Annotated in this window: 27 protein-coding genes and 1 pseudogene; 17 read left to right on the forward strand and 11 right to left on the reverse strand. The window is 59.7% G+C overall.

Going from position 1 to position 24,501, the window contains the following annotated elements; translation table 11 throughout:
* Positions 1-6 precede the first annotated feature (6 nt).
* A complete protein-coding gene (gene dsdX / locus ABLV64_RS12895; RefSeq protein WP_080848129.1) occupies positions 7-1,344 on the reverse strand; it encodes a D-serine transporter DsdX in 1,338 nt (445 codons plus the stop codon).
* 92 nt (positions 1,345-1,436) lie between these two features.
* Here dsdX and ABLV64_RS12900 point away from each other — a divergent pair, with 92 nt between their 5' ends.
* Positions 1,437-1,571 carry a hypothetical protein gene (locus ABLV64_RS12900; protein WP_032425824.1) on the forward strand — a complete coding sequence of 45 codons (135 nt, stop codon included), beginning with the start codon at positions 1,437-1,439 and terminating at the stop codon, positions 1,569-1,571.
* Positions 1,571-2,494 carry a DNA-binding transcriptional regulator DsdC gene (gene dsdC, locus ABLV64_RS12905; RefSeq protein ID WP_017899673.1) on the forward strand — a complete coding sequence of 308 codons (924 nt, stop codon included), beginning with the start codon at positions 1,571-1,573 and terminating at the stop codon, positions 2,492-2,494. Before ABLV64_RS12900 ends, dsdC begins: the two co-directional genes overlap by 1 nt.
* A 70-nt stretch (positions 2,495-2,564) precedes the next feature.
* Here the strand turns inward: dsdC and emrD are convergent, their stop codons facing one another.
* The 5 genes from emrD to ABLV64_RS12930 form a co-directional block, all read right to left on the reverse strand.
* The gene (gene emrD, locus ABLV64_RS12910) at positions 2,565-3,749 is read right to left on the reverse strand and encodes a multidrug efflux MFS transporter EmrD (protein ID WP_004202254.1); all 1,185 of its coding nucleotides are present in this window, start codon (positions 3,747-3,749) and stop codon (positions 2,565-2,567) included.
* A gap of 175 nt (positions 3,750-3,924) precedes the next feature.
* Positions 3,925-4,758, reverse strand: coding sequence for a DMT family transporter (locus ABLV64_RS12915; protein ID WP_004202252.1), 834 nt, complete (start codon positions 4,756-4,758; stop codon positions 3,925-3,927).
* Between the two features lie 66 nt (positions 4,759-4,824).
* A complete protein-coding gene (locus tag ABLV64_RS12920) occupies positions 4,825-5,271 on the reverse strand; it encodes a GNAT family N-acetyltransferase (protein WP_004202251.1) in 447 nt (148 codons plus the stop codon).
* Positions 5,272-5,361: 90 nt separating this feature from the next.
* Entirely contained in the window at positions 5,362-5,481 is a 120-nt protein-coding gene (gene tisB, locus ABLV64_RS12925) for a type I toxin-antitoxin system toxin TisB (protein WP_004145059.1), read from the reverse strand.
* Between the two features lie 450 nt (positions 5,482-5,931).
* Entirely contained in the window at positions 5,932-6,099 is a 168-nt protein-coding gene (locus ABLV64_RS12930) for a hypothetical protein (RefSeq protein ID WP_072096580.1), read from the reverse strand.
* Between the two features lie 12 nt (positions 6,100-6,111).
* On the opposite strand from ABLV64_RS12930, the gene ivbL reads away from it, so the two are divergent.
* From ivbL to uhpT, 7 genes are all read left to right on the forward strand, one after another.
* Positions 6,112-6,207: an ilvB operon leader peptide IvbL gene (gene ivbL, locus ABLV64_RS12935; RefSeq protein ID WP_002923286.1), complete on the forward strand. Its 96-nt coding sequence runs from the start codon at positions 6,112-6,114 to the stop codon at positions 6,205-6,207.
* A 104-nt stretch (positions 6,208-6,311) separates the two neighbouring features.
* Positions 6,312-8,000 (forward strand): acetolactate synthase large subunit, encoded by a 1,689-nt coding sequence (gene ilvB / locus ABLV64_RS12940; RefSeq protein ID WP_032425823.1) that lies wholly within the window; start codon positions 6,312-6,314, stop codon positions 7,998-8,000.
* 3 nt (positions 8,001-8,003) lie between these two features.
* Positions 8,004-8,291 (forward strand): acetolactate synthase small subunit, encoded by a 288-nt coding sequence (gene ilvN / locus ABLV64_RS12945; protein ID WP_023319383.1) that lies wholly within the window; start codon positions 8,004-8,006, stop codon positions 8,289-8,291.
* A gap of 121 nt (positions 8,292-8,412) precedes the next feature.
* Positions 8,413-9,006, forward strand: coding sequence for a transcriptional regulator UhpA (gene uhpA, locus ABLV64_RS12950; protein ID WP_032456764.1), 594 nt, complete (start codon positions 8,413-8,415; stop codon positions 9,004-9,006).
* A gap of 17 nt (positions 9,007-9,023) precedes the next feature.
* Positions 9,024-10,505: a signal transduction histidine-protein kinase/phosphatase UhpB gene (uhpB, locus tag ABLV64_RS12955; protein WP_025999189.1), complete on the forward strand. Its 1,482-nt coding sequence runs from the start codon at positions 9,024-9,026 to the stop codon at positions 10,503-10,505.
* Between the two features lie 11 nt (positions 10,506-10,516).
* Positions 10,517-11,845, forward strand: coding sequence for an MFS transporter (locus ABLV64_RS12960; RefSeq protein WP_004202243.1), 1,329 nt, complete (start codon positions 10,517-10,519; stop codon positions 11,843-11,845).
* Positions 11,846-11,990: 145 nt separating this feature from the next.
* Entirely contained in the window at positions 11,991-13,382 is a 1,392-nt protein-coding gene (gene uhpT, locus ABLV64_RS12965; protein ID WP_023291435.1) for a hexose-6-phosphate:phosphate antiporter, read from the forward strand.
* Between the two features lie 48 nt (positions 13,383-13,430).
* Here the strand turns inward: uhpT and ABLV64_RS12970 are convergent, their stop codons facing one another.
* Complete coding sequence (locus ABLV64_RS12970; RefSeq protein WP_050533512.1) at positions 13,431-14,336, reverse strand: LysR family transcriptional regulator; 906 nt, start codon at positions 14,334-14,336, stop codon at positions 13,431-13,433.
* A gap of 105 nt (positions 14,337-14,441) precedes the next feature.
* Between ABLV64_RS12970 and ABLV64_RS12975 the strand changes: the two genes are divergently transcribed.
* Complete coding sequence (locus tag ABLV64_RS12975) at positions 14,442-14,894, forward strand: DUF1198 family protein (protein ID WP_048298591.1); 453 nt, start codon at positions 14,442-14,444, stop codon at positions 14,892-14,894.
* 102 nt (positions 14,895-14,996) lie between these two features.
* Entirely contained in the window at positions 14,997-15,521 is a 525-nt protein-coding gene (locus tag ABLV64_RS12980; RefSeq protein WP_050533511.1) for a polyketide cyclase, read from the forward strand.
* Positions 15,522-15,630: 109 nt separating this feature from the next.
* Here the strand turns inward: ABLV64_RS12980 and ABLV64_RS12985 are convergent, their stop codons facing one another.
* Together ABLV64_RS12985 and ABLV64_RS12990 are read right to left on the reverse strand one after the other, a co-directional pair.
* A complete protein-coding gene (locus ABLV64_RS12985) occupies positions 15,631-15,954 on the reverse strand; it encodes a DNA-binding transcriptional regulator (protein WP_004173862.1) in 324 nt (107 codons plus the stop codon).
* Positions 15,938-16,297: pseudogene (locus tag ABLV64_RS12990) on the reverse strand (type II toxin-antitoxin system RelE/ParE family toxin). The gene ABLV64_RS12985 and the pseudogene ABLV64_RS12990 overlap by 17 nt, the downstream one beginning before the upstream one ends.
* A gap of 211 nt (positions 16,298-16,508) precedes the next feature.
* Between ABLV64_RS12990 and nepI the strand changes: the two are divergent.
* Positions 16,509-17,702, forward strand: a complete 1,194-nt coding sequence (gene nepI / locus ABLV64_RS12995; protein ID WP_004202240.1) for a purine ribonucleoside efflux pump NepI — start codon at positions 16,509-16,511, stop codon at positions 17,700-17,702.
* On the opposite strand, the gene phnX is transcribed toward nepI, so the two are convergent.
* Both phnX and phnW read right to left on the reverse strand, forming a co-directional pair.
* The gene (gene phnX / locus ABLV64_RS13000; RefSeq protein ID WP_043522841.1) at positions 17,699-18,508 is read right to left on the reverse strand and encodes a phosphonoacetaldehyde hydrolase; all 810 of its coding nucleotides are present in this window, start codon (positions 18,506-18,508) and stop codon (positions 17,699-17,701) included. The two genes, nepI and phnX, sit on opposite strands and share 4 nt — an antisense overlap.
* Positions 18,509-18,517: 9 nt before the next feature.
* Complete coding sequence (gene phnW, locus ABLV64_RS13005) at positions 18,518-19,621, reverse strand: 2-aminoethylphosphonate--pyruvate transaminase (protein ID WP_348843299.1); 1,104 nt, start codon at positions 19,619-19,621, stop codon at positions 18,518-18,520.
* A gap of 141 nt (positions 19,622-19,762) precedes the next feature.
* On the opposite strand from phnW, the gene phnR reads away from it, so the two are divergent.
* The 5 genes from phnR to phnV all read left to right on the forward strand — a co-directional run bounded on the left by phnR (position 19,763) and on the right by phnV (position 24,452).
* Positions 19,763-20,482: a phosphonate utilization transcriptional regulator PhnR gene (gene phnR / locus ABLV64_RS13010; RefSeq protein ID WP_004202235.1), complete on the forward strand. Its 720-nt coding sequence runs from the start codon at positions 19,763-19,765 to the stop codon at positions 20,480-20,482.
* A gap of 178 nt (positions 20,483-20,660) precedes the next feature.
* Complete coding sequence (phnS, locus tag ABLV64_RS13015; RefSeq protein WP_004202233.1) at positions 20,661-21,674, forward strand: 2-aminoethylphosphonate ABC transporter substrate-binding protein; 1,014 nt, start codon at positions 20,661-20,663, stop codon at positions 21,672-21,674.
* A 5-nt stretch (positions 21,675-21,679) separates the two neighbouring features.
* Complete coding sequence (gene phnT, locus ABLV64_RS13020; RefSeq protein WP_094311144.1) at positions 21,680-22,792, forward strand: 2-aminoethylphosphonate ABC transport system ATP-binding subunit PhnT; 1,113 nt, start codon at positions 21,680-21,682, stop codon at positions 22,790-22,792.
* Positions 22,792-23,652: a 2-aminoethylphosphonate ABC transporter permease subunit gene (gene phnU / locus ABLV64_RS13025; RefSeq protein ID WP_053809846.1), complete on the forward strand. Its 861-nt coding sequence runs from the start codon at positions 22,792-22,794 to the stop codon at positions 23,650-23,652. The genes phnT and phnU overlap by 1 nt, the downstream gene beginning before the upstream one ends.
* Positions 23,653-23,654: 2 nt before the next feature.
* Positions 23,655-24,452: a 2-aminoethylphosphonate ABC transport system, membrane component PhnV gene (gene phnV / locus ABLV64_RS13030; RefSeq protein WP_017900800.1), complete on the forward strand. Its 798-nt coding sequence runs from the start codon at positions 23,655-23,657 to the stop codon at positions 24,450-24,452.
* Positions 24,453-24,501 lie beyond the last annotated feature (49 nt).

Consider the following 24,501-nt stretch of genomic DNA (forward strand, 5'->3'; position numbering starts at 1 on the left):
TTGCGCTCAGATAATGAAAGAAAGCAGGAAGGTGGCGGCCAGTGCAAGTAGCGACGCGATAAAAGTCGCCGTCGTGTAGTACTTGAACGTTTCACTGAGGCTGGCGCCGCAGTACTGTTTTACCAGCCAGAACAGGGAATCGGTGACGATCGTGCAGCCAATGGCGCCGGAACCGATGGCAATGGCGATGATCTCCGGGCTTACGCCGGGATAAAGCGGCAGCATCGGGGCAACGATGGCGGTAGCGCCCATCATCGCCACGGTGGCGGAGCCAACGGCGGCGTGCAGGATAAGCGCCACCAGCCAGGCCAGCAGAATCGGATGCATGTCGAGGTTCGACAGAATCACCGCCAGGCTATCGGCCAGGCCGCTGGATTTTAAAATCGCGTTGAATGCGCCGCCTGCGCCGATAATCAGCAGGATGTTGGCGATAGACCCAAAGCCGTTTTCCGTATGGGTCAGCAGGACGCCCATCCCCATCTGCCGACGAATGCCGAGCATGTAATAGGCGACAAAGACGGCGATAAACATCGCGGTGATGGGGTTGCCGATAAATTCCAGCACCGTATACAGCGTGCCGCCTTTCTCCATGTTCAGTTCGGCGACGGTTTTCACCAGCATCAGGCCAATCGGCAGCAGTACGGTAAACAGCGTGGCGCCGAGTGACGGCAGCGTCGACGCCTCGCGGACCTCAAGGTTGGCAAATTCGGCCGGAACCGGTTTGTACGGCAGGCGGTTGCCTAACGCTCTGAGAAACAGCGGACCGCCAACCAGCGAGGCGATCAGACCGACCAGCAGGCCATAAACAATCACTGTGCCGATATCGGCGCCCAGTTTGTTAGCGACAAACAGGGCCGCCGGATGCGGGGGGACCACGCAGTGCACCGCCATCAGCGCGGTACACAGCGGAACAGCCAGCTTCAGTAGCGAGGTATTGGTTTTTTTGGCGATGGAGAAGGCCAGGGGGATCAGCAGGACCACGCCGACTTCGACAAACAACGTGATGCCGCAGATCAGGCCGACCAGCACCATAATCACGTCCGCCGACAGCCAGCGGCAGCGCTGCAGCGTCAGGCCGATGCGCTCCGCCGCGCCGGAGACCTCCATCATCTTGCCGAGAATGGTGCCGAGACCGATCACCGCCGCAAGGAAGCCCAGCGTACCGCCGATGCCGCTCTCAATAGCGTTGACCATCTCCAGCGGGCCCATCCCCATCATCGCGCCGACGAAAAAGCTCGCCAGCAGCAGCGCCAGAAATGGATGAAACTTCAGTTTGACGATCGTTAAGACGATTAACACGATGCTGATCAGCAGCGTGCTCACAACCCAGACTTGCGAACCCATATTCCACCTCGCCTGTGAATAATCTGGCCTTATTGAAGCGAGAATCGTCATGGGCTGACAAACGATAAAAATGGGCTTTAGGGTGAGGAGAATTGAATCAAATGGGTGATTTAGCTCAAAAACAGACCATTAAATATGCTATGGGTCAAATTAACTCACCCTTTTGCGGCAAAACCGGCGTGATTTTTTTATCATCAACAGCCACTGTATTTGCCAGGAGCGCGTGATGGATGTGCTAAAAACCTTAGGTACCCGGTTGCTGAACGGCTGGCAGCTCTCCAGGCTGTCGACCTTTGAGGTGGCGGCGCGGCACGAGTCGTTTGCCCTGGCCGCCGACGAGCTGGCGCTCACGCCTGGCGCCGTCAGCCACCGGATTAATCAACTTGAAGAGGAGCTGGGGATCCTGCTCTTTGTCCGCTCGCATCGCAAAGTTGAGCTGACGCGTGAAGGTAAGCGGGTCTACTGGGCGCTGAAGTCGTCGCTGGATGGTCTCAATCAGGAGATCCTCGATATCAAAAACCAGGAGCTCTCCGGCAGTCTGACGGTCTACTCGCGGCCCTCTATCGCCCAGTGCTGGCTGGTGCCGGCCCTGGGTGACTTTACCCGCCGTTACCCGGCCATCTCCCTCACCGTGCTGACCGGCAATGAGAACGTTAACCTGCAGCGGACGGGCATCGATCTGGCGATCTATTTTGATGATGCGCCGTCGTCGCAGCTGAGTCACCATTTTCTGATGGATGAGGCAATCGTGCCGGTATGTACGCCGAATTACGCGCAACAGCGGCAGTTAATGTCGAATCCGGGCAATCTGTGCCACTGTACGTTGCTCCACGACCGCCAGGCATGGAGTAACGATTCCGGCACCGACGAGTGGTATAGCTGGGCGCAGCAGTTTGCGGTGGAACTGCCGCCATCGTCGGGGATTGGCTTCGATCGTTCCGATTTAGCGACGATTGCGGCGATGAATCATGTCGGGGTGGCGATGGGGCGTAAGCGGCTGGTGCAGAAGCGGCTGGAGAGTGGGGAGTTGATCGCCCCGTTTGGCGATATGACGCTGAAATGCCACCAGCACTACTATGTAACCACCCTGCCGGGTCGCCAGTGGCCGAAAATCGACGCCTTTATCGAGTGGCTGCACAGCCTGACATAAGACAAAAGCAGCCACCGGGAGGTAGCCCGGATAAGGCGTCAGCCGCTATCCGGGGAGCGCCAAGCGGCGCTTAGACCGGCTGCTGATGGTGGGTAAAGCGCGAGGCCAGCGGCAGCCAGCACAGCAGAATCAACAGACCCATCAGCATCATCAGCAGACCGAGACTGCCCTGACCGTTTTGCGGCATCATCGCCGACAGCCAGGCCAGTACGCCGGAGCCGATATTCTGCAAGCCGCCAACCAGCGCCCCGGCGGTACCGGCGAGGAACGGGAATGGCTCCATCGCGCCGCTGGTGGCCAGCGGGAACAGCATGCCGGCGCCGAAGAAGAACAGCGCCGCCGGCACCAGCAGGGTCCAGACGGTCATGACGCCCAGCAGCCCCGGGATCCACATCATCAGACCCGCCAGCAGGCAGCAGATAACCGATTGCCACATCAGGGTCGGGAAACGCTTGTTCGGGCGGCCGGCAAACCAGGCGCCGAAGAAGGCCGCCGGGATCGGCAGAATAAACAGAATACTCACCGCCATGCTGCTCAGGCCGAGCACCGCGCCCATCAGTACGCCGGAACAGGCTTCGAATACCGCAATCCCCGCCAGGCCGCCGATCAGCATCAGCAGATAGCAGTTAAACGCGCCAGTGCCGAACAGCGTTTTGTAGCTGGCCAAAAGTTTGGTGCGCGGCGCGCCCTCCGGGCGCGTTTCCGGCATCCATTTCGCCATGCTGAAGGTCACCCCGGCGCACAGCACCAGCAGGAAAGCGTAACAGGCGCGCCAGCTCCACAGGGTGTCGAGGATGCCGCCGAGCAACGGGGCAATCAGCGGGCTGACCAGAATACCCATATTTAACAGGCTATTGGCATGACGTAGCTGGGCGCCTTCGTACAGATCGCGGGGCAGGGTGCGCGCCATCACGCCGCCGACGCCGGTGCCCATCCCCTGCATGGCGCTGGCGGCGATCAGCACCGGCAGGCTATGGGTGGTCATGGCGACCAGCGTCGCCAGCATAAAAATCGACATCCCGACGAGGATCACCGGGCGGCGACCAATGCGGTCGGAGAGCGGGCCGTAAAACAGCTGTGAAATACCGTAGGTCAGCAGGTAGGCCGCCATCACGCTTTGAACCGCCCCTTCGCGAACGTTCAGCGCGACCGCCATGTCGGCGATGGCCGGAATATATATGGTCTGCGCCATCTGGCCAACGGCCACCAGCAGTACCAGCATCAACAACAAATTGAAGTTTTTATGCCGTTTCATGTCGATGAATACTTTGTGAGTAAAGAGAAATGAAGAATATGTGACTGGCACATCCCGTAATCGATGGAGGAATCTACCATATAAAAATGACAGAACAACTGCAAAGTGCCGATTGTTGAGGGAATTCCAGGCAGATTATGTAAACAGGAACGGCAACTAATGTTGCCATTGCAGGCTACGCAAGGCGCAGGAGGATCGCCCCGGCGGCAATCCCGCAGGCGGCGAAGATGCGCAGCGGCATCAGTTGCTCTTTCAGGACGATAAAAGCGATCAGCGCGCCGAACAAAATGGAGGTTTCACGCAGCGCGGCGACCACCGCCAGCGGCGCCTGGGTCATCGCCCACAGCGCCAGGCCGTAGGAGCCCATGGTGCCGATACCGCCGAGGATACCTTTTCGCCAGTGCAGGCGCAGATAGCGGCTGGCTTCAGCGCGGCGGGTCATCATTGCCCAGCTTAGCAGGCAGAAGCCGTTCATAAAAAAGGTCCACAGGGTGTAGCCCAGCGCCGAGCCCGCCAGCCGGACGCCGGTGCCGTCCACCAGCGTATAGCCGGCGATGAAGCAGGCGTTGATCAGCGCCAGCACGATGCCTTTGCGCGAGCTGGCGCGGCCGTTAAAGGCCATCGCCAGAATAGCCAGGCAGATGACGCCGATGCCCAGCCAGGCCAGCGGCGACAAACGATCGCCGAGAAACAGCACGCTTATCGCCGCCACCAGCAATGGGGCAGTTCCCCGCATCAGCGGATAGGTCTGGCTCATATCCGACACCTGATAGGTCTTCGCCACCAGCACCGTATACACCACCTGTAACGCGCACGACGCCAGCAGATAGGGGGCGCTGGCAAGCGTTGGCTGCGGGGAAAAGGGCAGCATCACCAGCGCGATCAGCGCGGCCGAGCCGCTGACGCCGATCGCCGCGTACATTTTATCGCCGCTGGCTTTGACAATAGCGTTCCAGCTGGCGTGCAGCAGGGCGGCGAACAGCAAAATGCAGAATACGGTGATGGTCATCGCAGACAGGTTCAACAGTGAAGGTCACCGGACTGTAACACGCGCCCGCGCTGCCAGCCAGCGGGGCTACAGCGAACAAAACAGGCGATGCGTCACCCGCGGTTCATCGTACACCGGGCGAAAGCCAAGTCTTTCATAAAAGGGCCAGGCCTGCGCCGGGGCGTGGGTGTTCAGAAAATCAAACCAGGCGCTGGAGTGGGTGATAACCGAGACCAGCAGCTGCTGGCCGATCCCCCGGCGGCGGTAGCGCTCGCTGATGTAGAGATGGCGAATACGCCCGGCCCGCGGCTGCGGGCTGAAGGGATCGCTATTGATGCCGCATACCCCAACCAGCTGGTGGTTCACAAAGGCGCCCAGCAGCGTTTCGCCCGGCGCGGTAAAGCGGTTTTTGCCGCTCTGCCAGTTTTCCGCCAGGCGGCGCAGCATATTGAAATGCTGTTCAAGGCTTTCGGTGCGCAGCGCCGCGAACCCCGGGGCATCCGGCGTCGTGGCGGCAATTAACAGGGGTGGCATAGCTTCCTCCATCAAGTCATCCCGGGACGCCCGGCGGGCGCCTGCAGGGGGGCGGTTTCCCGCCCCCCTCAGGTGCGACTTGAACCTGAATCAGCGGAACTGTTTCAGGACTGCATCAAGTAGTTGCAACACAGCAACCATGAGTTTCAGGATTAAAATAATAATATCCATTCCGCCCATACGCGCGTCTCCTGTGGTTAAGGAGCACAATAAGCTGACGTACCTTTCCGCTGCCTGTTGCCAGCTTATCCCTGCCTGTCGCCGGCGGCGTCGCCCTGGCCAATGATTGCTCCTTCCGTGGACGGCTTCCCGGCCCGCCGCCAGCAACGACAGGGGTGCGCAGCGCTGAACCACGCGTTGCCGCGCGGACCAGTGACTGCACGTTGTTGACGTAACACAGTGTGCTCTCTCGGGGTTAAGGCACTGACGGCACCACCCGTTTCAGCCAGGACTTCGTTGCGCCGGTCAAACTTGCGGCCCCCGAATGGCACACCATGAACACACCCAGTATAGATAAATACTGTATGGATGAACAGTATTTTTTGGACAAATCCGCCGCTCTCGCCCATACTCTATGGCAGAGAAAAAGCGACCTTAAATTGCGCGAACTGCAGCGATCGCGTATACTTTTGGCGTTGACGTAATACAGTGTGCTTGCGGCTACCACCTGTAACCATACTGATAAAAACCTCGCTCCGGCGGGGTTTTTTGTTTTCTGCCCTTTTGCGCCGAACTGTGATCTTTCGCGCAAATTTTCGTGGATGAAAATAAATCCATTGTGAAAACGTAAAACCTGTGTTTGTATAAATTCAGCTTATTTTTCGACACAACAGGTCCCTAATGAACGCAACCCTGATCGCTTCGACCCTACTAAAAACCGCGCCAGCCGCGGTGGTCGTCGTGTCTGTGGTGGTCGTCGTCGGCAATGCGCCGTAGGGTCCGGAACAACACGAATTCCAAACCCCGCCGGCGCAAACCGAGCGGGGTTTTTTGTTGGCGAGCCCCCCGGTAAAGTCGGCCCAGAAGAAAAGGACTGGAGCATGGCAAGTTCGGGCACCACATCAAACACAATGCGCTTTACCGGCGCGCAGCTGGTTGTTCATTTACTGGAACGCCAGGGTATCACTATGGTTAGCGGCATTCCGGGCGGCTCCATCCTGCCTATTTACGATGCCTTAAGCCAGAGCACGCAGATCCGCCACATCCTGGCGCGCCACGAGCAGGGCGCGGGCTTTATCGCCCAGGGGATGGCGCGTACCGAAGGCAAACCAGCGGTCTGTATGGCCTGCAGCGGCCCGGGGGCGACGAACCTGGTGACGGCGATCGCCGATGCCCGCCTGGATTCGATTCCACTGGTCTGCATCACCGGCCAGGTGCCGGCATCGATGATTGGCACCGACGCCTTCCAGGAAGTGGACACCTACGGCATCTCTATCCCCATCACCAAACATAACTATCTGGTGCGCGACATCGCCGAGCTGCCGCAGGTGATCAGCGACGCCTTCCGTATTGCTCAGTCCGGGCGTCCCGGGCCGGTGTGGATAGACATTCCTAAGGACGTACAGTCGGCGACCATTGAGCTGGAAACGTTGCCGGAACCGGGCGAGCGCGCCGCTCCGCCGGCATTCGCCCACGAAAGCGTGCGCGAAGCGGCGGCGATGATCAATGCGGCGAAGCGTCCGGTGCTCTATCTGGGCGGCGGGGTGATTAACGCGCCGCAGGAGATCCGTGAGCTGGCGGAAAAAGCCAATCTGCCAACCACCATGACCCTGATGGCGCTGGGCATGCTGCCGAAGGCGCACCCGCTGTCGCTGGGGATGCTGGGGATGCACGGTGCGCGCAGCACCAACTTCATTCTGCAGGAAGCGGATTTACTGATTGTTTTAGGCGCGCGTTTTGATGACCGGGCGATTGGCAAGACCGAGCAGTTCTGCCCGAACGCGAAGATTATCCACGTCGATATCGACCGCGCCGAGCTGGGCAAAATCAAGCAACCGCACGTGGCGATTCAGGGCGATGTGGCGGAAGTCTTAGCCCAGCTGAACCCGCAGATTGAGGCGCAGCCGCGCGAGGAATGGCGCCAGCTGGTGGCCGACTTGCAGCGCGAATTCCCTTGCGCCATCCCGCAGGAAAGCGACCCGCTTTCCCATTACGGCCTGATTAACGCCGTGGCAGCCTGCGTGGATGATGAAGCGATCATCACTACCGACGTTGGCCAGCACCAGATGTGGACGGCGCAGGCCTACCCGCTCAACCGTCCGCGCCAGTGGCTGACCTCCGGCGGCCTCGGTACCATGGGCTTCGGCCTGCCGGCGGCGATTGGCGCGGCGCTGGCGAATCCGCAGCGCAAGGTTATCTGCTTCTCCGGCGACGGCAGCCTGATGATGAATATTCAGGAGATGGCTACCGCCGCTGAAAATCAGCTGGATGTAAAAATTATTCTGCTGAACAACGAAGCGCTGGGGCTGGTGCATCAGCAGCAGAGCCTGTTTTATCAGCAGGGCGTTTTTGCCGCCACTTATCCAGGGATGATTAACTTTATGCAGATTGCCGCCGGTTTTGGCCTGCAAACCTGTGATTTAAATAACGAAGCCGATCCGCAGGCGGCGCTGCAGGCGATCATCGCTCGTCCGGGACCGGCGCTGATCCACGTGCGCATCGACGCGCAGCAGAAAGTGTATCCGATGGTACCGCCGGGTGCGGCCAATACTGAAATGGTGGGGGAATAAGCCATGCAAAAACACTGTGAAAACGTCATTCTGGAACTCACCGTCCGCAACCACCCCGGCGTCATGACCCACGTCTGCGGGCTTTTTGCCCGCCGCGCTTTTAACGTCGAAGGGATTCTTTGTCTACCGATTCAGGGCAGCGAACACAGCCGCATCTGGCTGCTGGTGAACGACGATCAGCGTCTCGGGCAGATGATTAGCCAGATTGAAAAGCTGGAAGATGTCACCAAAGTGGCGCGTAACCAGTCCGATCCCACCATGTTTAACAAAATTGCGGTGTTCTTTGAGTAAATCGCGCAAGGCTTGAACGGTAAGGTGCTTATGGTTAAGGTAAGCGCCTTTGCCGGATGGCGCTGCGCTTATCCGGCCTACGGACACAGCGCTTTGTCGCCTCAGGCACCAGGACCCTATCATGACCACCATCGCCCTTATTGACGATCATTTGATTGTCCGCTCCGGCTTTGCTCAGCTGCTGGGGCTGGAAACTGATTTTCAGGTTGTCGCCGAATTCGGCAGCGGCCGCGAGGCGCTGGCGGGGTTGCCGGGGCGCGGCGTTCAGGTCTGTATCTGCGATATCTCAATGCCGGATATTTCCGGGCTGGCGCTGCTCAGCCAGCTGCCGAAGGGGATGGCGACCATCATGCTGTCGGTGCACGACAGCCCGGCGCTGGTCGAGCAGGCGCTTAACGCCGGCGCGCGGGGCTTTCTGTCGAAACGCTGCAGCCCGGACGAACTTATCGCCGCGGTGCGCACGGTGGCGGCGGGCGGCTGCTATCTCACACCGGATATCGCCATGAAGCTGGCCGCCGGGCGCCAGGATCCGCTCACCAAACGCGAACGCCAGGTGGCGGAAAAGCTGGCGGAGGGCATGGCGGTGAAAGAGATCGCCGCTGAGCTCGGACTGTCGCCGAAAACCGTCCACGTTCACCGCGCTAACCTGCTGGAAAAGCTGGGCGTCAACAATGACGTCGAGCTGGCGCGCCGTATGTTTGACAGCTGGCAATGAAGACCATACTCCCGCGCCTGCTGTCGGTGATCGGCTGCGCCTTTATTTTCGCCGCCGCCTGGTTTTGTCTGTGGAGCATCAGCCTGCATCTGGTGGAGCGCGCCGATCTGGCGGTGCTGCTGTTCCCCTTCGGCCTGCGTTTGGGGCTGATGCTGCAGTGCCCGCGCGGCTACTGGCCGGTGCTGCTGGGAACCGAGTGGCTGCTGATCTTCTGGCTGGCGCAGGAAGTAGCGCTGGCGCACCCGATAATATTGATGACCGGAAGCCTGCTGACCCTCCTGCCGGTGGCGCTGATCTCGCGATATCGCCAGCAGCGCGACTGGCTGACGCTTCTGCGTCAGGGCGGGGCGTTAATGGCCGCCGCGCTTCTGCAATCGCTGCCCTGGCTGGCGGAGGGGGACGAGGGTCTTAACGCCCTGCTGTTGACGCTCACCGGCGGCCTGACTCTGGCGCCGACCTGTCTGGTGTTCTGGCACTACCTCACCAGCACCGTCTGGCGGCCCCTGGGGCCGTCGCTGGTGGCGCAGCCGGTAAACTGGCGCGGGCGGCATCTGATCTGGTATCTGTTGTTATTCACCATTAGCCTGTGGCTGCAGCTTGGGCTGCCCGCCGAGCTCTCCCGCTTTACCCCGTTTTGCCTTGCGCTGCCGATTATCGCCCTCGCCTGGCACTACGGCTGGCAGGGCGCGCTGATCGCCACATTGATGAACGCTATCGCCCTGATTGCCAGCCAGACCTGGCACGATCACCCCGTCGATCTCCTGCTTTCGCTGCTGGCGCAGAGCCTCACCGGGCTGCTGCTGGGGGCGGGGATCCAGCGATTGCGCGAGCTTAACCAGTCGCTACAGAACGAGCTGGCGCGTAATCGTCGTCTGGCGGATCGCCTGCTGGAGACCGAAGAGAGCGTGCGCCGCGACGTCGCCCGCGAGCTCCATGATGATATTGGCCAGACCATCACCGCAATACGCACCCAGGCGGGGATCGTCCAGCGGCTGGCGCCGGACAACGCCAGCGTTCGCCAGAGCGGCCAGCTGATTGAACACCTCTCGCTAGGGGTTTACGACTCGGTGCGTCGCCTGCTGGGCCGCCTGCGTCCGCGCCAGCTTGACGACCTGCCGCTGGAGCAGGCGGTACGTTCTCTGATGCGCGAGATGGAGCTGGAGGACCGCGGCATTGTCAGCCATCTCGACTGGCGGATTAACGAGGCGGGGCTGAGCGAAAACCAGCGCGTGACCCTGTTCCGCGTCTGCCAGGAGGGACTGAACAATATCGTCAAGCACGCCAGCGCCAGCGCCGTGACCCTGCAGGGCTGGCAGCAGGAGGAGCGTCTGATGCTGGTGCTGGAGGATGACGGCTGCGGCCTGCCGCCGGGATCCAGCGCGCAGGGATTCGGTCTGACCGGCATGCGCGAGCGCGTGACCGCCCTGGGGGGCACGCTGACGATCTCCTGCACCCACGGTACCCGGGTGTGCGTCAATCTACCGCTGCGTTACGCCTGAGAGGATCGCTGATGTTCGCCTTTTTAAAAGCCCCGCCTGACGCTGCGCCGATTAGCGATAAACGCGAGCTTGATGCGCGTTATCGCTACTGGCGCCGCCATATCCTGTTGACCATCTGGCTGGGCTACGCGCTGTTCTATTTCACCCGCAAAAGCTTTAACGCCGCGGTGCCTGACATTCTCGCCAGCAACGTGCTGACCCGCAGCGATATCGGTCTGCTGGCCACGCTGTTTTACATCACCTACGGACTGTCGAAATTTTTCTCCGGTATCGTCAGCGACCGCTCCGATGCCCGTTATTTTATGGGGTTGGGGCTTATCGCCACCGGGGTGGTGAATATTCTGTTCGGTTTTTCTTCCTCACTGTGGGCCTTCGCCCTGCTGTGGGCACTGAACGCCTTCTTTCAGGGTTGGGGCTCGCCGGTCTGCGCCCGGCTGCTGACGGCCTGGTATTCACGCACCGAACGCGGCGGCTGGTGGGCGCTGTGGAATACGGCGCATAACGTGGGCGGCGCGCTGATCCCGATGGTGGTGGGAGCGGCGGCGCTACATTACGGCTGGCGCACGGGGATGACCATCGCCGGCGGCCTGGCGATCCTCGCCGGATTATATCTGTGCTGGCGGCTGCGCGATCGTCCGCAGGCGGTGGGGCTACCCGCCGTGGGCGACTGGCGTCACGATGCGCTGGAGATTGCCCAGCAGCAGGAGGGCGCCGGGCTGACGCGCAAAGAGATCCTCACCCGATACGTGCTGGCAAACCCCTATATCTGGCTGCTGTCGCTGTGCTATGTGCTGGTGTACGTGGTGCGGGCGGCGATTAACGACTGGGGCAATCTGTATATGTCGGAGACGCTTGGCGTCGATCTGGTGACCGCTAACTCGGCGGTGACCATGTTCGAGCTGGGCGGATTTATCGGCGCGCTGGTGGCGGGGTGGGGCTCGGATAAGCTGTTTAACGGCAATCGCGGACCGATGAACCTGATCTTCGCCGCCGGCATTTTGCTGTCGGTTGGCGGCCTGTGGCTGATGCCGTTCGCCAGCTACGTGATGCAGGCGGCCTGCTTCTTCACCACCGGTTTCTTTGTCTTCGGCCCGCAGATGCTGATCGGCATGGCGGCGGCGGAGTGTTCGCATAAAGAGGCCGCCGGGGCGGCTACCGGGTTTGTCGGCCTGTTCGCATATCTTGGCGCGTCGCTTTCCGGCTGGCCGCTGGCGCAGGTAATGGATATCTGGCACTGGACCGGATTCTTCGTGGCGATCGCGATTGCCGCCGGCATTTCCGCGCTGCTGCTGCTGCCGTTCTTAAACGCGCAGGCGCCGCGCGCCGCCAGTGAAGCGTGATGCATCTCACTCTTTCGCCGCGAATGGGGCAAAACTAAGAAATTTTCCCGGTTTCACCTGGACGCCGTCTCAGGCCAGACGGCGCGCTGATTTTTACAATGCCTGGCTATGACGCAGGCATAAAAAATCAGCTCAGGAGATACCCATGCTGGCCTTTCTGAATCAGGTTCGTAAGCCGACCCTGGATCTGCCGCTCGACGTGCGGCGCAAAATGTGGTTCAAACCTTTCATGCAGTCCTATCTGGTGGTCTTCATTGGCTACCTGACCATGTACCTGATCCGCAAGAACTTTAATATTGCGCAGAACGACATGATCTCCACCTACGGGTTGAGCATGACCCAGCTGGGGATGATTGGCCTGGGCTTCTCCATTACCTACGGCGTAGGGAAAACCCTGGTTTCCTACTATGCCGATGGCAAAAACACCAAGCAGTTCCTGCCGTTTATGCTGATCCTCTCCGCCATCTGCATGCTGGGCTTTAGCGCCAGTATGGGTGCGGGTTCCACCAGCCTGTTCCTGATGATCGCCTTCTATGCGCTAAGCGGCTTCTTCCAGAGCACCGGCGGCTCGTGCAGCTATTCCACCATCACCAAATGGACGCCACGACGCAAACGCGGCACCTTCCTCGGCTTCTGGAATATCTCTCACAACCTCGGCGGCGCCGGCGCGGCGGGCGTGGCGCTGTTTGGCGCCAACTATCTGTTCGACGGCCACGTGATCGGCATGTTTATCTTCCCGTCGATTATTGCGCTGATCGTCGGCTTTATTGGCCTGCGCTACGGTAGCGACTCGCCGGAATCCTACGGCCTCGGCACGGCGGAGGAGCTGTTTGGCGAAGCGATCAGCGAAGAGGATAAAGAGACCGAAGAAAACGCGATGACCAAGTGGCAGATCTTTGTTGAGTACGTGCTGAAAAACAAAGTGATCTGGCTGCTGTGCTTCTCCAACATCTTCCTCTACGTGGTGCGTATCGGTATCGATCAATGGTCCACCGTGTATGCCTTCCAGGAGCTGAAGCTGTCGAAAGAGGTGGCGATTCAGGGGTTTACCCTGTTTGAGGTCGGCGCCCTGGTTGGCACGCTGCTGTGGGGCTGGCTGTCGGACCTGGCCAACGGCCGCCGCGCGCTGGTGGCCTGCATCGCGCTGGCGCTGATTATCGCCACTCTCGGTGTTTATCAACATGCCAGCAATCAGTACGTCTATCTGGCTTCGCTGTTTGCGCTGGGCTTCCTGGTGTTTGGCCCGCAGCTGCTGATTGGCGTCGCCGCCGTTGGCTTCGTACCGAAAAAAGCGATCGGCGCCGCCGATGGGATCAAGGGCACTTTCGCCTATCTGATCGGCGATAGCTTCGCCAAGCTGGGCCTCGGGATGATCGCCGACGGCACCCCGGTCTTTGGCCTCACCGGCTGGGCCGGCACCTTTGCGGCGCTGGACGCCGCCGCCATCGGCTGTATCTGCCTGATGGCCATCGTGGCTATCTTCGAAGAGCGTAAAATTCGCCGCGAGAAAAAGAACCGCGTTTTGCAGACCGCCTGATTCACCAGGTATTGGGTAACCTTGCCCGGCCATTGCGCCGGGCTTTTTTTATCGTTTCTGCTGGCTGGTTTGTAGCAGCAGCTCCCGCAGCCACTGTTGAGCCGGATCGCGATGATTGCGTTCGTGCCAGGCCATACTTTTGGTAAACCCGGGGATCGCCAGCGGCGGAGTAGCGATTTTCATGCCGCTGGCCATTTTCGCCAGCCTGCGTGGTACTACGGCAATCATGTCACTCACCGCCAGCACTTCCGGCAACACCAGAAAACTGCTGACCGACAATCCTACTCGCCGGGTCCGACCAAGCGCCGCCAGTGCGTCGTCGGTCACGCCGCGAAAGCTATCGCCCTGCCATGAAACCAGAACATGTTCCAGCGCACAGAAGCGGTCTAGCGTTAGCGGCTGGTTGGCCTGGGGATGGTCTTCGCGCAGCAGACAGACATACTCTTCCTGATACAGCGCCCGGCTGTGCAGTTCCGGCGGCGTATCGTGGGGCGTTAACAACGCAATATCCACTTCGCCGCGTTCGGTCTGTGCCAGCAGCGTGGCCGGAGATTCGGGAATAATGCGCACGCGGATACCCGGCGCCATTGGCTTCAGCGCGGCGATAAATGGCACGATCACCGCTTTCAACGCATAATCCGTCGCGGCGATGGTCCAGGTGAAGTCAGCCTCCAGCGGATCGAAAACCGCGGGTTGCAGCAGGGCTTCGGCATCGGTCAGCAGTTGCTTTACCGGAGCCGCCAACGCCTGGGCGCGCAGCGTCGGCACCATGCCGTGCGGGGCGCGGATAAACAGCGGGTCATTAAAGGCGTCGCGCAGGCGAGTGAGCATGCCGCTGACCGCTGGCTGGGTGAGTGCTAGCCGCGCTGCCGCCCGGGTGACGCTGCGCTCATCGAGCAACGCATCCAGGGCTTTCAGCAGGTTGAGATCGAGGTTTCTGATATCAGATTTCATGATAGCCATCCGCAAACGCGATAAGTCACATTATGGTACGTCCGGCAGTCGACAGCAGGCAAATTCCCATTATGATAGTGAGGCCGCGATTGGATGAGAGGATGCATGATCTGGATAGGACTGGCCACCCTGGTAGTGGTGTTTGTTGTGGGATTTCGGGTGCTTACCTCTGATTCACGCCGCGCGATTCGTCGTCTGAGCGAACGCCTGGGCATGACGCCTGTTCCGGTGGAATCGATGATCGATCAGCTGGGCAAAACCGCCGGTCATGAGTATTTGCGCTACCTCGAGCGACCAAATGAAGCGCATCTGCAGAATGCCGCCCAGGTGCTGCTCATCTGGCAGACCGCTATCGTTGACGCCAGCGAAAAAAACCTGCATGACTGGTATCGCCTGATGCAAAAAGCGCGTTTAGCGGCGCCGATTACCGATGCGCAGATCCGTCTGGCGCAAGGGTTTCTGCGCGAACTGGACCCGGATGTCAGTGATCTGTATCACCTGCAGCAACGCTATAATGCGCTGTTCCTGCCGGAAGAGGGCGTGCACTGGCTGCACTGATATCACCCTTGCTTATGATGGTCATCAAAGATGGTGATTCGCTTTATATCACTGCCCGGCGCATGATTAACCTCGTTATATCAATCGTTCACGAGGTGAAACATGAAACAGTCTCTACAGCAAAGCGCCATTGTCTGGCCGGAAGAGTATCTGCCGGGTACGACCGACAACTTTGCCTCCAATGAAATTATCGTCAGCGGCCTGACGGCGGCCGAGATTTGGGCACAGCTCGATGACACCACGCTGTGGCCGGGCTATTACAGCAACGTTGCCGATATCCATTTCCATGACGGCAGCGGCCCGAACCTCAGCGCCAACGCCCGCTTCAGCTTCAGCACCTTCGGCTTTCCGATTGAGGCGCAGATTACCGAATATGTTCCTCCCGTTGCCGGCCAGGCGGCGCGCGTAGCCTGGCACGGCTGGGCGGAAGGGGATGCAACAACGCGGCTTGATGTGATCCACGCGTGGTTGTTTGAAGATTTGCCCGGCGGGCGCGTGCGTATCCTCACCCAGGAGTCGCAAAAGGGCGTTCCGGCGCAGGAGCTGGCGCGTACCTTGCCCAATCCGATGATTAACGGCCACCAGGAGTGGATCTGCGGGCTGGTGAAATCGGCTCGCGGCGAGTAAATCCGAGTGCCGGATGGCGGCTGCGCCTTATCCGGCCTGTGCTTCAAACCTTTGTCTTCCTTGTGTTCCTTGTAGGCCGGATAAGCGTAAGCGCCATCCGGCAGGATAACTACAGTAGGATTTTCAGGCCGTGTTTTTGTACGACGCTAAGCAATTTTAATGACATTCCGCTTGGTCGCTTAGCGCCAGTCTCCCATTTTTGCACGGTAGACACGCTGGTATTCAGATAACGAGCGAACACGGGTTGGCTAACATTGAGTTGTTCACGTAGCGCTTTAATTTCAATGGGTTGAAGTGCGGCTACGCTACCGAGACATGATTCATCAAAATGGCGCATTGTTTCCTGTGGGATTGCGCCAACGCTGAATAGCCCCGACGCAGCGCTATGGATCGCTTCGAAAGCCGGGCTTTTGTATTTATTTTTTGCTGTCATCGCAAATCTCCACCAGTTCTTTACTTTTAACTAAGACCGTCGTTTTCTCTTAAGAGAGATTGGCATAGTGTTTTGCTAACTCACGAAAACCCATTAACTCGCGATGGTTGATATTGGCCATATCCTGTTTGGCATATAGAAAGGTATAAAACCAATACCCTGCGCTTTTGGTAAGGATGATTGCGCGATCGCGATTCTTGTTGAGTCGCTTTTTATAAACCCCTCCTCCTAAATCAACCACCTTGCCCTGAAGCGCAGATTGAATTGCCTGGTAGAGCTCGTCGTCGGAAATGCCATGAGAGCTAGCCTCTCTGGCGAACCATTTGGTTTTGAAGATACGCATTGCTGACATCCTGTCGTTAAAAGTATAGCACATAGTGCTATATTAAATTCTCCTGAGATTTGTTAAAGCGATAGCAAGCATCGTTTTTTTAAACATGCGAGCAGCTACGCATCCTCTTATGAAAAGCGAGAAGAGTTGCGAAAACGTTAAATGCGTCACAAACAAAATGTTACACTGCGCAGCTTTCCGCCACTTTCTTCGCAGGTCACTCATGAGTTATTCAAATGAAGCCAAACCCCATGCACGCGAACTCGCGCGACCAAACTGGTCGGCGGTCTTCGCGGTTGCTTTCTGCGTCGCCTGCCTGATTACCGTCGAATTTCTACCGGTCAGCCTGCTGACGCCGATGGCGCTGGATTTAGGTATCTCCGAAGGGATGGCCGGGCAGTCGGTGACGACGACGGCATTCGTCGCGATGTTTTCCAGCCTGTTTATCACTTCCGTCATTGGCAAAACCGATCGCCGCTACGTGGTGATCCTCTTTTCGCTGCTGCTGACCCTTTCCTGCCTGTTGGTGTCCTTTGCCGATAGCTTCACCCTGCTGCTGCTGGGACGCGCCTGTCTGGGGCTGGCGCTCGGCGGTTTCTGGGCGATGTCAGCCTCGCTGACCATGCGGCTGGTGCCGATGCGCGTGGTGCCGAAAGCGTTGTCGATTATCTTCGGCGCGGTATCCATCGCGCTGGTGATCGCCGCCCCGTTGGGCAGTTTCCTTGGCGGGCTTATCGGCTGGCGCAACGTGTTTAACGGCGCGGCGGTGATGGGTGTACTGTGTACGCTCTGGGTGCTGAAAGCGCTGCCGTCGCTGCCTGGTGAATCGGCGGCTCAGCAGCAAAATATGTTTGGCCTGCTGAAGCGGCCGGGGGTGATGGCCGGCATGTGCGCCATTTTCATGGCCTTTGCCGGACAGTTCGCCTTTTTTACCTATATTCGCCCGGTCTACATGACCCTCGCCGGGTTTGATGTCGATGGCCTGACGCTGGTGCTGCTGAGCTTTGGTATCGCCAGCTTCATCGGCACGTCGCTCTCCTCGGTGCTGCTCAAACGCTCGGTGAAAGCGGCGCTGGCGATTGCGCCGCTGGTGTTGACCGCCTGCGCGGCGGCGCTGGTGCTGTGGGGAGAAAGCAAAATCGTCGCCTCGACGGTGGCAATTATCTGGGGCTTCGCGTTCGCCTTGATCCCGGTGGGGTGGTCAACGTGGATCACCCGTTCACTCTCCGATCAGGCGGAAAAAGCCGGGTCGATTCAGGTGGCGGTAATCCAGCTGGCCAACACCTGCGGCGCCGCGGTCGGCGGCATTGCGCTTGACCACTTAGGGCTGCTGTCGCCGCTGGTGTTGTCAGGGGTATTAATGCTGTTTACCGGCCTGTTGGTGGCGGCCAAAGTGAAGGTGAATTCACCTGCTTAAGGCCGTTCGCCTTTTGCCAGCCGGGCGTTGATGTCGGCAATCACTTCCGGCAGGTCCGCCAGGGTATCAACCACATAATGCGCCCCGGCGGCATACAGCTTGCCTGCCGCCCGCTCGCGACGGGTGGCGATTTCCTCTTTCGACATCGTCTGGTACGCCTCCCAGGTAGCGCCGAATTCGTTACCGGACACCGCCAGGCCGACGCTCCACATCCCGGCATGTAACCCTTCGCTGATGCCCGGTGCGGCGTCATCGACCTTCACGCAGTGGGCCACATCGTCTATGCCAAGGGCAATTACGTTCTGCAGCGCCATCCACGGCCCGGGACGCCCGCCGGCGGCAAGGTCATCGGTGGCGACCCAGTGGTCCGGGGCATAGCCCTGGGCGGCGGCGGCTGGAACCAGCTTTTCCATCACCGGACGCGGATAGCCCGAGCAGGAGCCGATCTTCAGTCCGTCGGCGCGCAGCGCGGCGAGGGTGTCGACCACGCCGGCGATCGGAGCGGAAAAATCGACAACCTTAGCGATTTGCAGCGGCATAAACGCGGCGTAGATCGCATCAATATCAGCAGCCGTCATTGGCCGACCAAATTTCGCCTGCCAGCGGCTATCGACCGACGGCAGTTTGCCCAGCGCCTCAATGTGCTGCCATTTGCCAAGCCCCATCGGCACGCGGGCCTCTTCAAGGGAGAGCTCAATATCGAAGGCCTGGCGGAAGGCCTCGACGAAAATTTGCGTCGGCGCGAAGGAGCCGAAGTCCACGGTGGTGCCGGCCCAGTCGAGGATGAGTGCGGTGATACGGTTCATGGCGGTTCCTTATTGTTTCCAGTACATGGCGTTGTCGATGGCCGCCAGCAGGGCGGTGATGTCGGCGTCGTAGACTTCGCCGATGTTGCCGATGCGGAAGCAATCGCTTTGCGACACTTTGCCCGGATAGATAACGAAGCCCTGATCTTTCAGCTTCTGGTAGAAGGTGTGAAAGCGATACTGCGGCGCGTCCGGCGAATAAAAGGCGGTAATGATCGGCGAGTGCAGGCTGTCATCAAGCAGCGTCCGGAAGCCGAGCGCGCGCATTCCGGCGACCAGTCGGCGCTGATTGTGGCTGTAGCGCTGATGGCGGGCGCTGACGCCGCCCTCCTGGGCCAGTTCTTTCAGCGCCTGAGCGAAGGCCAGCACGGTATGGGTCGGTGAGGTGAAGCGCCACTTGCCGTGGTTATCCTCCATACAGCGCCACTGGGCGTAAAGATCCAGCGACAGCGAGCGCGAGCGGCCTTTGCAGGTGGCCAGCTCCGATTCGCGGGCGATGACGAAAGCGAAGCCCGGCACGCCCTGAATGCATTTGTTGGCGGAGCTTATCAGATAGTCAATATTCAGCGCGGCGATATCCAGCGGAATGCCGCCGAAGCTGCTCATCGCATCGACGATATAGCGTTTGCCATACTCCTTCGCCAGCGCGGCTACCTCTTCGATCGGGTTGAGCATGCCGGTGGTGGTTTCGCTATGCACCATCGCGATATGGGTGAACATCGGGTCATCCTGCAGGATACGCGCGATCGCCGCCGCGTCCGGACGGGCGACTTCGCCGCAATCGTAAGGATGAAAGGCGATACCCATCAGCTGCGCCATCTCAATCATACGCGCGCCATAGGCGCCATTGCTGACGATCAGCACTTTGCCCTGTTCGCCGATGACGCTGCCGAGCACCGCTTCGACCGCGTAACTGCCGCTGCCCTGCAGCAGCACCGCCGTATAACCGTCGGCCGGGGTGGCCAGCTGCACCAGCTGCTGGCGAATGGTCTGTACCACGCCGAGATTGTAATCATCATCCCAGGTGCAGCTATCGAACAACATCGCCTCTTTCACCGTGCGGGAGGTGGTTAGCGGGCCGGGAGTCAGCAGCAGGTAATTCCGTGAACTCATTTGTCTCACCATTTGGTCTATACCAGATTGATATTTATCATGGAGACAAAGCCGGGGCAGGGTCAAAGGAAATGTGGCGCTGCAACAAAAAATTCATCTGGCTATGTATAATGAGCGCACCAAAAGTGGCAGTGAGTAAACATGAAATCACCCTCTGGCGAGATGCCGCAATACCTGATGATTAAGGCGCAGCTGCAGGCGCGTATTCAAAACGGCGCATTGAAAAGCGGCGATAAGCTGCCTTCCGAGCGCGAACTGTGCGCGCTGTTCAACACGACCCGGATTACGGTACGCGAGAGCCTGGCGCAGCTGGAGGCCAGCGGCGTGATCTACCGCGCCGACCGCCGCGGCTGGTTTGTGACGCCGGAGCGTCTGTGGCTGGATCCGACGCAGAACACCAACTTCCACAAGCTGTGTCTCGAACAGGGACGTGAGCCGAAAACGGTGCTGCTTGATGGCCGCTTAACCGCCGTGCCGCTGGATGTGATGGCGCCGCTGGCGCTGCAGCCCTTCGATCAGGTCTACCTGCTGACCCGCCTGCGCTATGCCGACGGGCGTCCGGTGTGCTATTGCGAAAACCACTGCCTGCCGGCCCGGGTGCCGGAGCTGCTGCGCCACGATCTCAATGGCAGTCTGACCGAGATTTATCAGAGTCACTACGACCTGATCTATACCAGTATGCATCTGTCGTTTTATCCCACCTCCATGCCGCCGCAGGCCGCAGAGGCGTTGGGGGTGATGGAGGGGCGCCCGGCGCTGCTGCTGCGCAGGCTGAATTACGATCAGCACGGGCGTATTCTTGATTACGATATCGAATACTGGCGGCATGACAGCCTGCGGATCGAAGTCGATACCCATTGATTTTATTGTATTAACCCTTCCCGTATCCCCGGTGGCGTCAGCGTTAACCGGGGGCGACGTATCCCCTTCGCTTTAACTCTTTCGACACACTTCTTTCATTGTTTTGTCATAAACCCTCGGTAGCGTGAACGCAAATCTGGTCTACACCAGAACAACTAACTGCGATGAGGCTAACACGATGAAACTCTCCCGACTTGCTCTGCTGTCCCTGTTCGCGCTGACCAGCTCCCCGGTTTGGGCGGACGGCGTCGTCACGGTTTACTCCGCCGACGGCCTGCATGACGGCGATAACAGCTGGTATCAGAGCCAGTTTGACGCCTTCACCAAAGCGACGGGCATCAAAGTGCAGTATGTGGAAGGCGGCTCTGGCGCGATCGTCGAGCGTCTGGCGAAGGAGCGCACCAATCCGCAGGCCGATGTGCTGGTCACGGTGCCGCCGTTTATCCAGCGCGCCGCGAAAGAGCAGCTGCTGGCCACTTTTACCCCACAGGGCAGCGCGCAGATCCCCGGCGCCAATGACCGCTATTCGCCGCTGGTGAACAACTATCTGACCTTCATCTATAACGGCCAGTTGCTGAAAACCGCGCCGGCCAGCTGGCAGGATCTGCTGGATAGCCGCTTTAAGAATAAGCTGCAGTACTCCACGCCGGGCCAGGCGGGGGACGGCACCGCGGTGATGCTGCAGGCCTTCCACAGCCTTGGCGGCAAAGATGCCGGCTTCGAGTATCTGGGCAAGCTGCAGGCCAATAACGTCGGCCCATCGGCCTCCACCGGCAAGCTGACGGCGCTGGTCAACAAAGGCGAGCTGTACGTCGCCAACGGCGATCTGCAGATGAACCTGTCGCAGATGGCGCGTAATCCGAACGTCAAAATCTTCTGGCCGGCGGACGACAAAGGCGAGCGCAGCGCGCTGGCGCTGCCCTACACCATCGGGCTGGTGCAGAACGGACCGAACAGCGAAAACGGCAAGAAGCTGATTAATTTCCTGCTGGATAAACCGGCGCAATCCAGCGTCAGCGCGCGCTCCTGGGGCTTACCGGTGCGCAACGACGTGGCGCCGGATGACGCTAACTTTAAGGCAGCGCAGGCGGCGCTCGACGGCGTGAAGCGCTGGGAACCCAACTGGGACGACGTCGCGGTTTCTCTCTCGGCGGATATCGCCCGCTGGCATAAAGTGACCGATAGCGAGTAAGCCTGATGTTAATGAAAACCACCGTCATCTCTTCCCCGTCGCTGGCGGGGACCTCCGGGATCACCCTGGACTCGCTGCGCGTTTCCTACCACGGCAACGTGGTCTTAAAACCGCTGTCATTGACCATTGAGCCCGGTGAAGTGCTGGCGCTGATTGGCCCTTCCGGTTCCGGGAAAACCACCGTGCTGCGGGCGATTGCCGGTTTTGTGCAACCGGCTGGCGGGCGGATCCTGATCGGTGACACGGACGTCACCCACCTACCGCCTTACCAGCGCGGGCTGGCGATGGTGGTGCAGAACTACGCGCTGTTTCCCCATATGAAGGTGGAAGACAACGTCGCCTTCGGCCTGCGGGCGCAAAAGCAGCCCAGGGGGCTTATCGCCGGGCGGGTGACTGAAGCCTTAAAAATCGTCGGTATGGCGGACTACGCCACCCGCTATCCGCATCAGCTTTCCGGCGGCCAGCAGCAGCGCGTGGCGATAGCCCGCGCGATTGCCGTGCGTCCTCGGGTGCTGTTGCTTGATGAACCGCTGTCGGCGCTGGATGCGCAAATTCGCCATAACATGGTGGAAGAGATTGCCCGCCTGCATCGCGAACTGCCGGAGCTGACCATCCTCTACGTTACCCACGATCAGACCGAAGCGCTGACCCTGGCGGACAAAATCGGCATTATGAAAGACGGGTCGCTGATCGCCCACGGTGAAACGCACGAGCTGTACCACTATCCGCCGAACCGCTTTAGCGCCGAATTCCTCGGCCGCGCCAATATCCTGCAGGCGACGGCGCTGAAAGACAGCCCCGAGCCGGGGCTGGTTAGCGTAAGCTGCGGCGGCGGCCTGATTAACGCCTTCAGCCGGGGCGGCCTGCATGGCAACAATAAGCTGTTATGCATTCGCCCGCAGCACATGAGCCTGGCGCCGCGATCGGCAACCAGTAATCGCCTCAACGCCACCCTGACGTCGGTGCACTGGCAGGGCGATCTGACGCATCTGCTGTGCGACGTCGCGGGCGAAGCGGTGCGGATCGTCATGACTCACGTAAATCCACTGCCGCGCGCGGGGGATAAGCTGGCGCTCTACTTCGAACCTGGCGATGCGGTTCTGATCGAGGTGCAATGATGGCGCAAACCTTAATACTCACGCCCCCGGCGCGAAACCTGCGCCCTTATCTGTGGCTGGCGTTGCCGCTGCTGGTGCTGGCGACGCTGTTTTTCTATCCGCTGCTGCTGATCGCCGAACAGGCGTTACGCGACGCCAGCGGCAACCTGAGCCTCGAGACCTTCTGGCAGGTGATCGACTCTAAGCGCTTTATTGGCGCGCTGCTCAATACCTTACAGATTGCGGTGTTCGCCACCCTTGGCTGCCTGGTGCTCGGCAGCGTCCTGGCGCTGATTCTGGTGTTTATTCCGTTCCCCGGCAGCCAACTGGTGGGCCGGGTCATTGATACTTTTATTGCGCTGCCGACCTTTCTTATCACTCTCGCGTTCACCTTTATTTACGGCTCGGCGGGGCTGCTCAACGGCACCCTGATGGCGCTGTTTGCTTTTGAACTGCCGCCGGTAGACTTCCTCTATTCGATTAACGGCGTGATTCTGGCGGAGATTACCGTGTTTACGCCGCTGGTGATGCGCCCGCTGATGGCGGGACTGCGGCAGATAGATAAGAGCCAGCTGGAAGCGGCGAGTATTCTCGGCGCTCATCCGTTACGGGTGATTACCCAGGTTATCTTCCCGGCGGCGCTGCCGGCGCTGATGGCGGGGGGCAGCCTGTGCCTGTTATTGACCACTAACGAGTTCGGTATCGTGCTGTTTATTGGCGCCAAAGGGGTCAATACCCTGCCGATGATGGTCTACAGCAAGGCGATTCTGGAGTCGGATTACAGCGTGGCCTGCATGATTGCGCTGATCAATATTTTGCTGTCGCTGGGGCTGTTTATGCTCTATCGGCTGGCGGCGGTGCGCACTGGCGTAAGGAGTTAACGATGTTGATTTGGTCGCGTAAAGGCCGCGCGGCGGCGGGCGCGCTGGCGGTGACACTTTTTGCCGGCGTTTTCCTGCTGCCGCTGGCGGTGATTTTACTCTCCAGCCTGAGTAAACAATGGAACGGCCTGCTGCCCACCGGCTTTACCTTTGCCCACTTTGTTAACGCGTTTCGCGGGGCGGCGTGGGATTCGCTGTTTTCCAGCCTGGTGGTGGGCTTCTGCGCCAGCCTGCTGGCGCTGCTGTGCGGGATGTGGGCGGCGCTGGCGCTGCGCCAGACTGGCGCGAAGCTGCAGAAATATCTTGGGCTGATGTTTTATCTGCCCAGCGCCATCCCCTCGGTTTCAGTGGGACTGGGCATTCTGGTGGCCTTCAGCCAGGGGCCGCTGCAGATGAACGGCACCTTCTTTATCGTCCTGGCGGCGCATTTCGTGCTGATCTCGGCCTTTACCTTCAGCAACGTCACGACCGGCCTGGCGCGGATTTCCGCTGATATTGAAAACGTCGCCTCCAGCCTGGGCGCTTCACCGTGGTACCGCCTGCGCCATGTGACGCTGCCGCTGATGACGCCATGGATGATCTCGGCGCTGGCGCTGAGCCTGTCGTTGTCGATGGGAGAGTTAGGGGCGACGGTGATGATCTATCCGCCGGGCTGGACGACGCTGCCGGTGACCATTTTCAGCCTGACCGATCGCGGTAATATAGCCGATGGCTCGGCGCTGACCATCGTGCTGGTGGGCGTCACGCTGCTGTTGATGATGAAGCTGGAGCGTATCGCACGCCGATTAAGCCAGAGATAAAGAATTGATGACGCCACCAGGGCACGGGGCTGACTGCCCGGCGGCGCTG

Origin of the sequence: Klebsiella sp. JB_Kp031, from assembly GCF_040064295.1 — a bacterium.
Taxonomy (GTDB): Bacteria; Pseudomonadota; Gammaproteobacteria; order Enterobacterales; family Enterobacteriaceae; genus Klebsiella; species Klebsiella quasipneumoniae.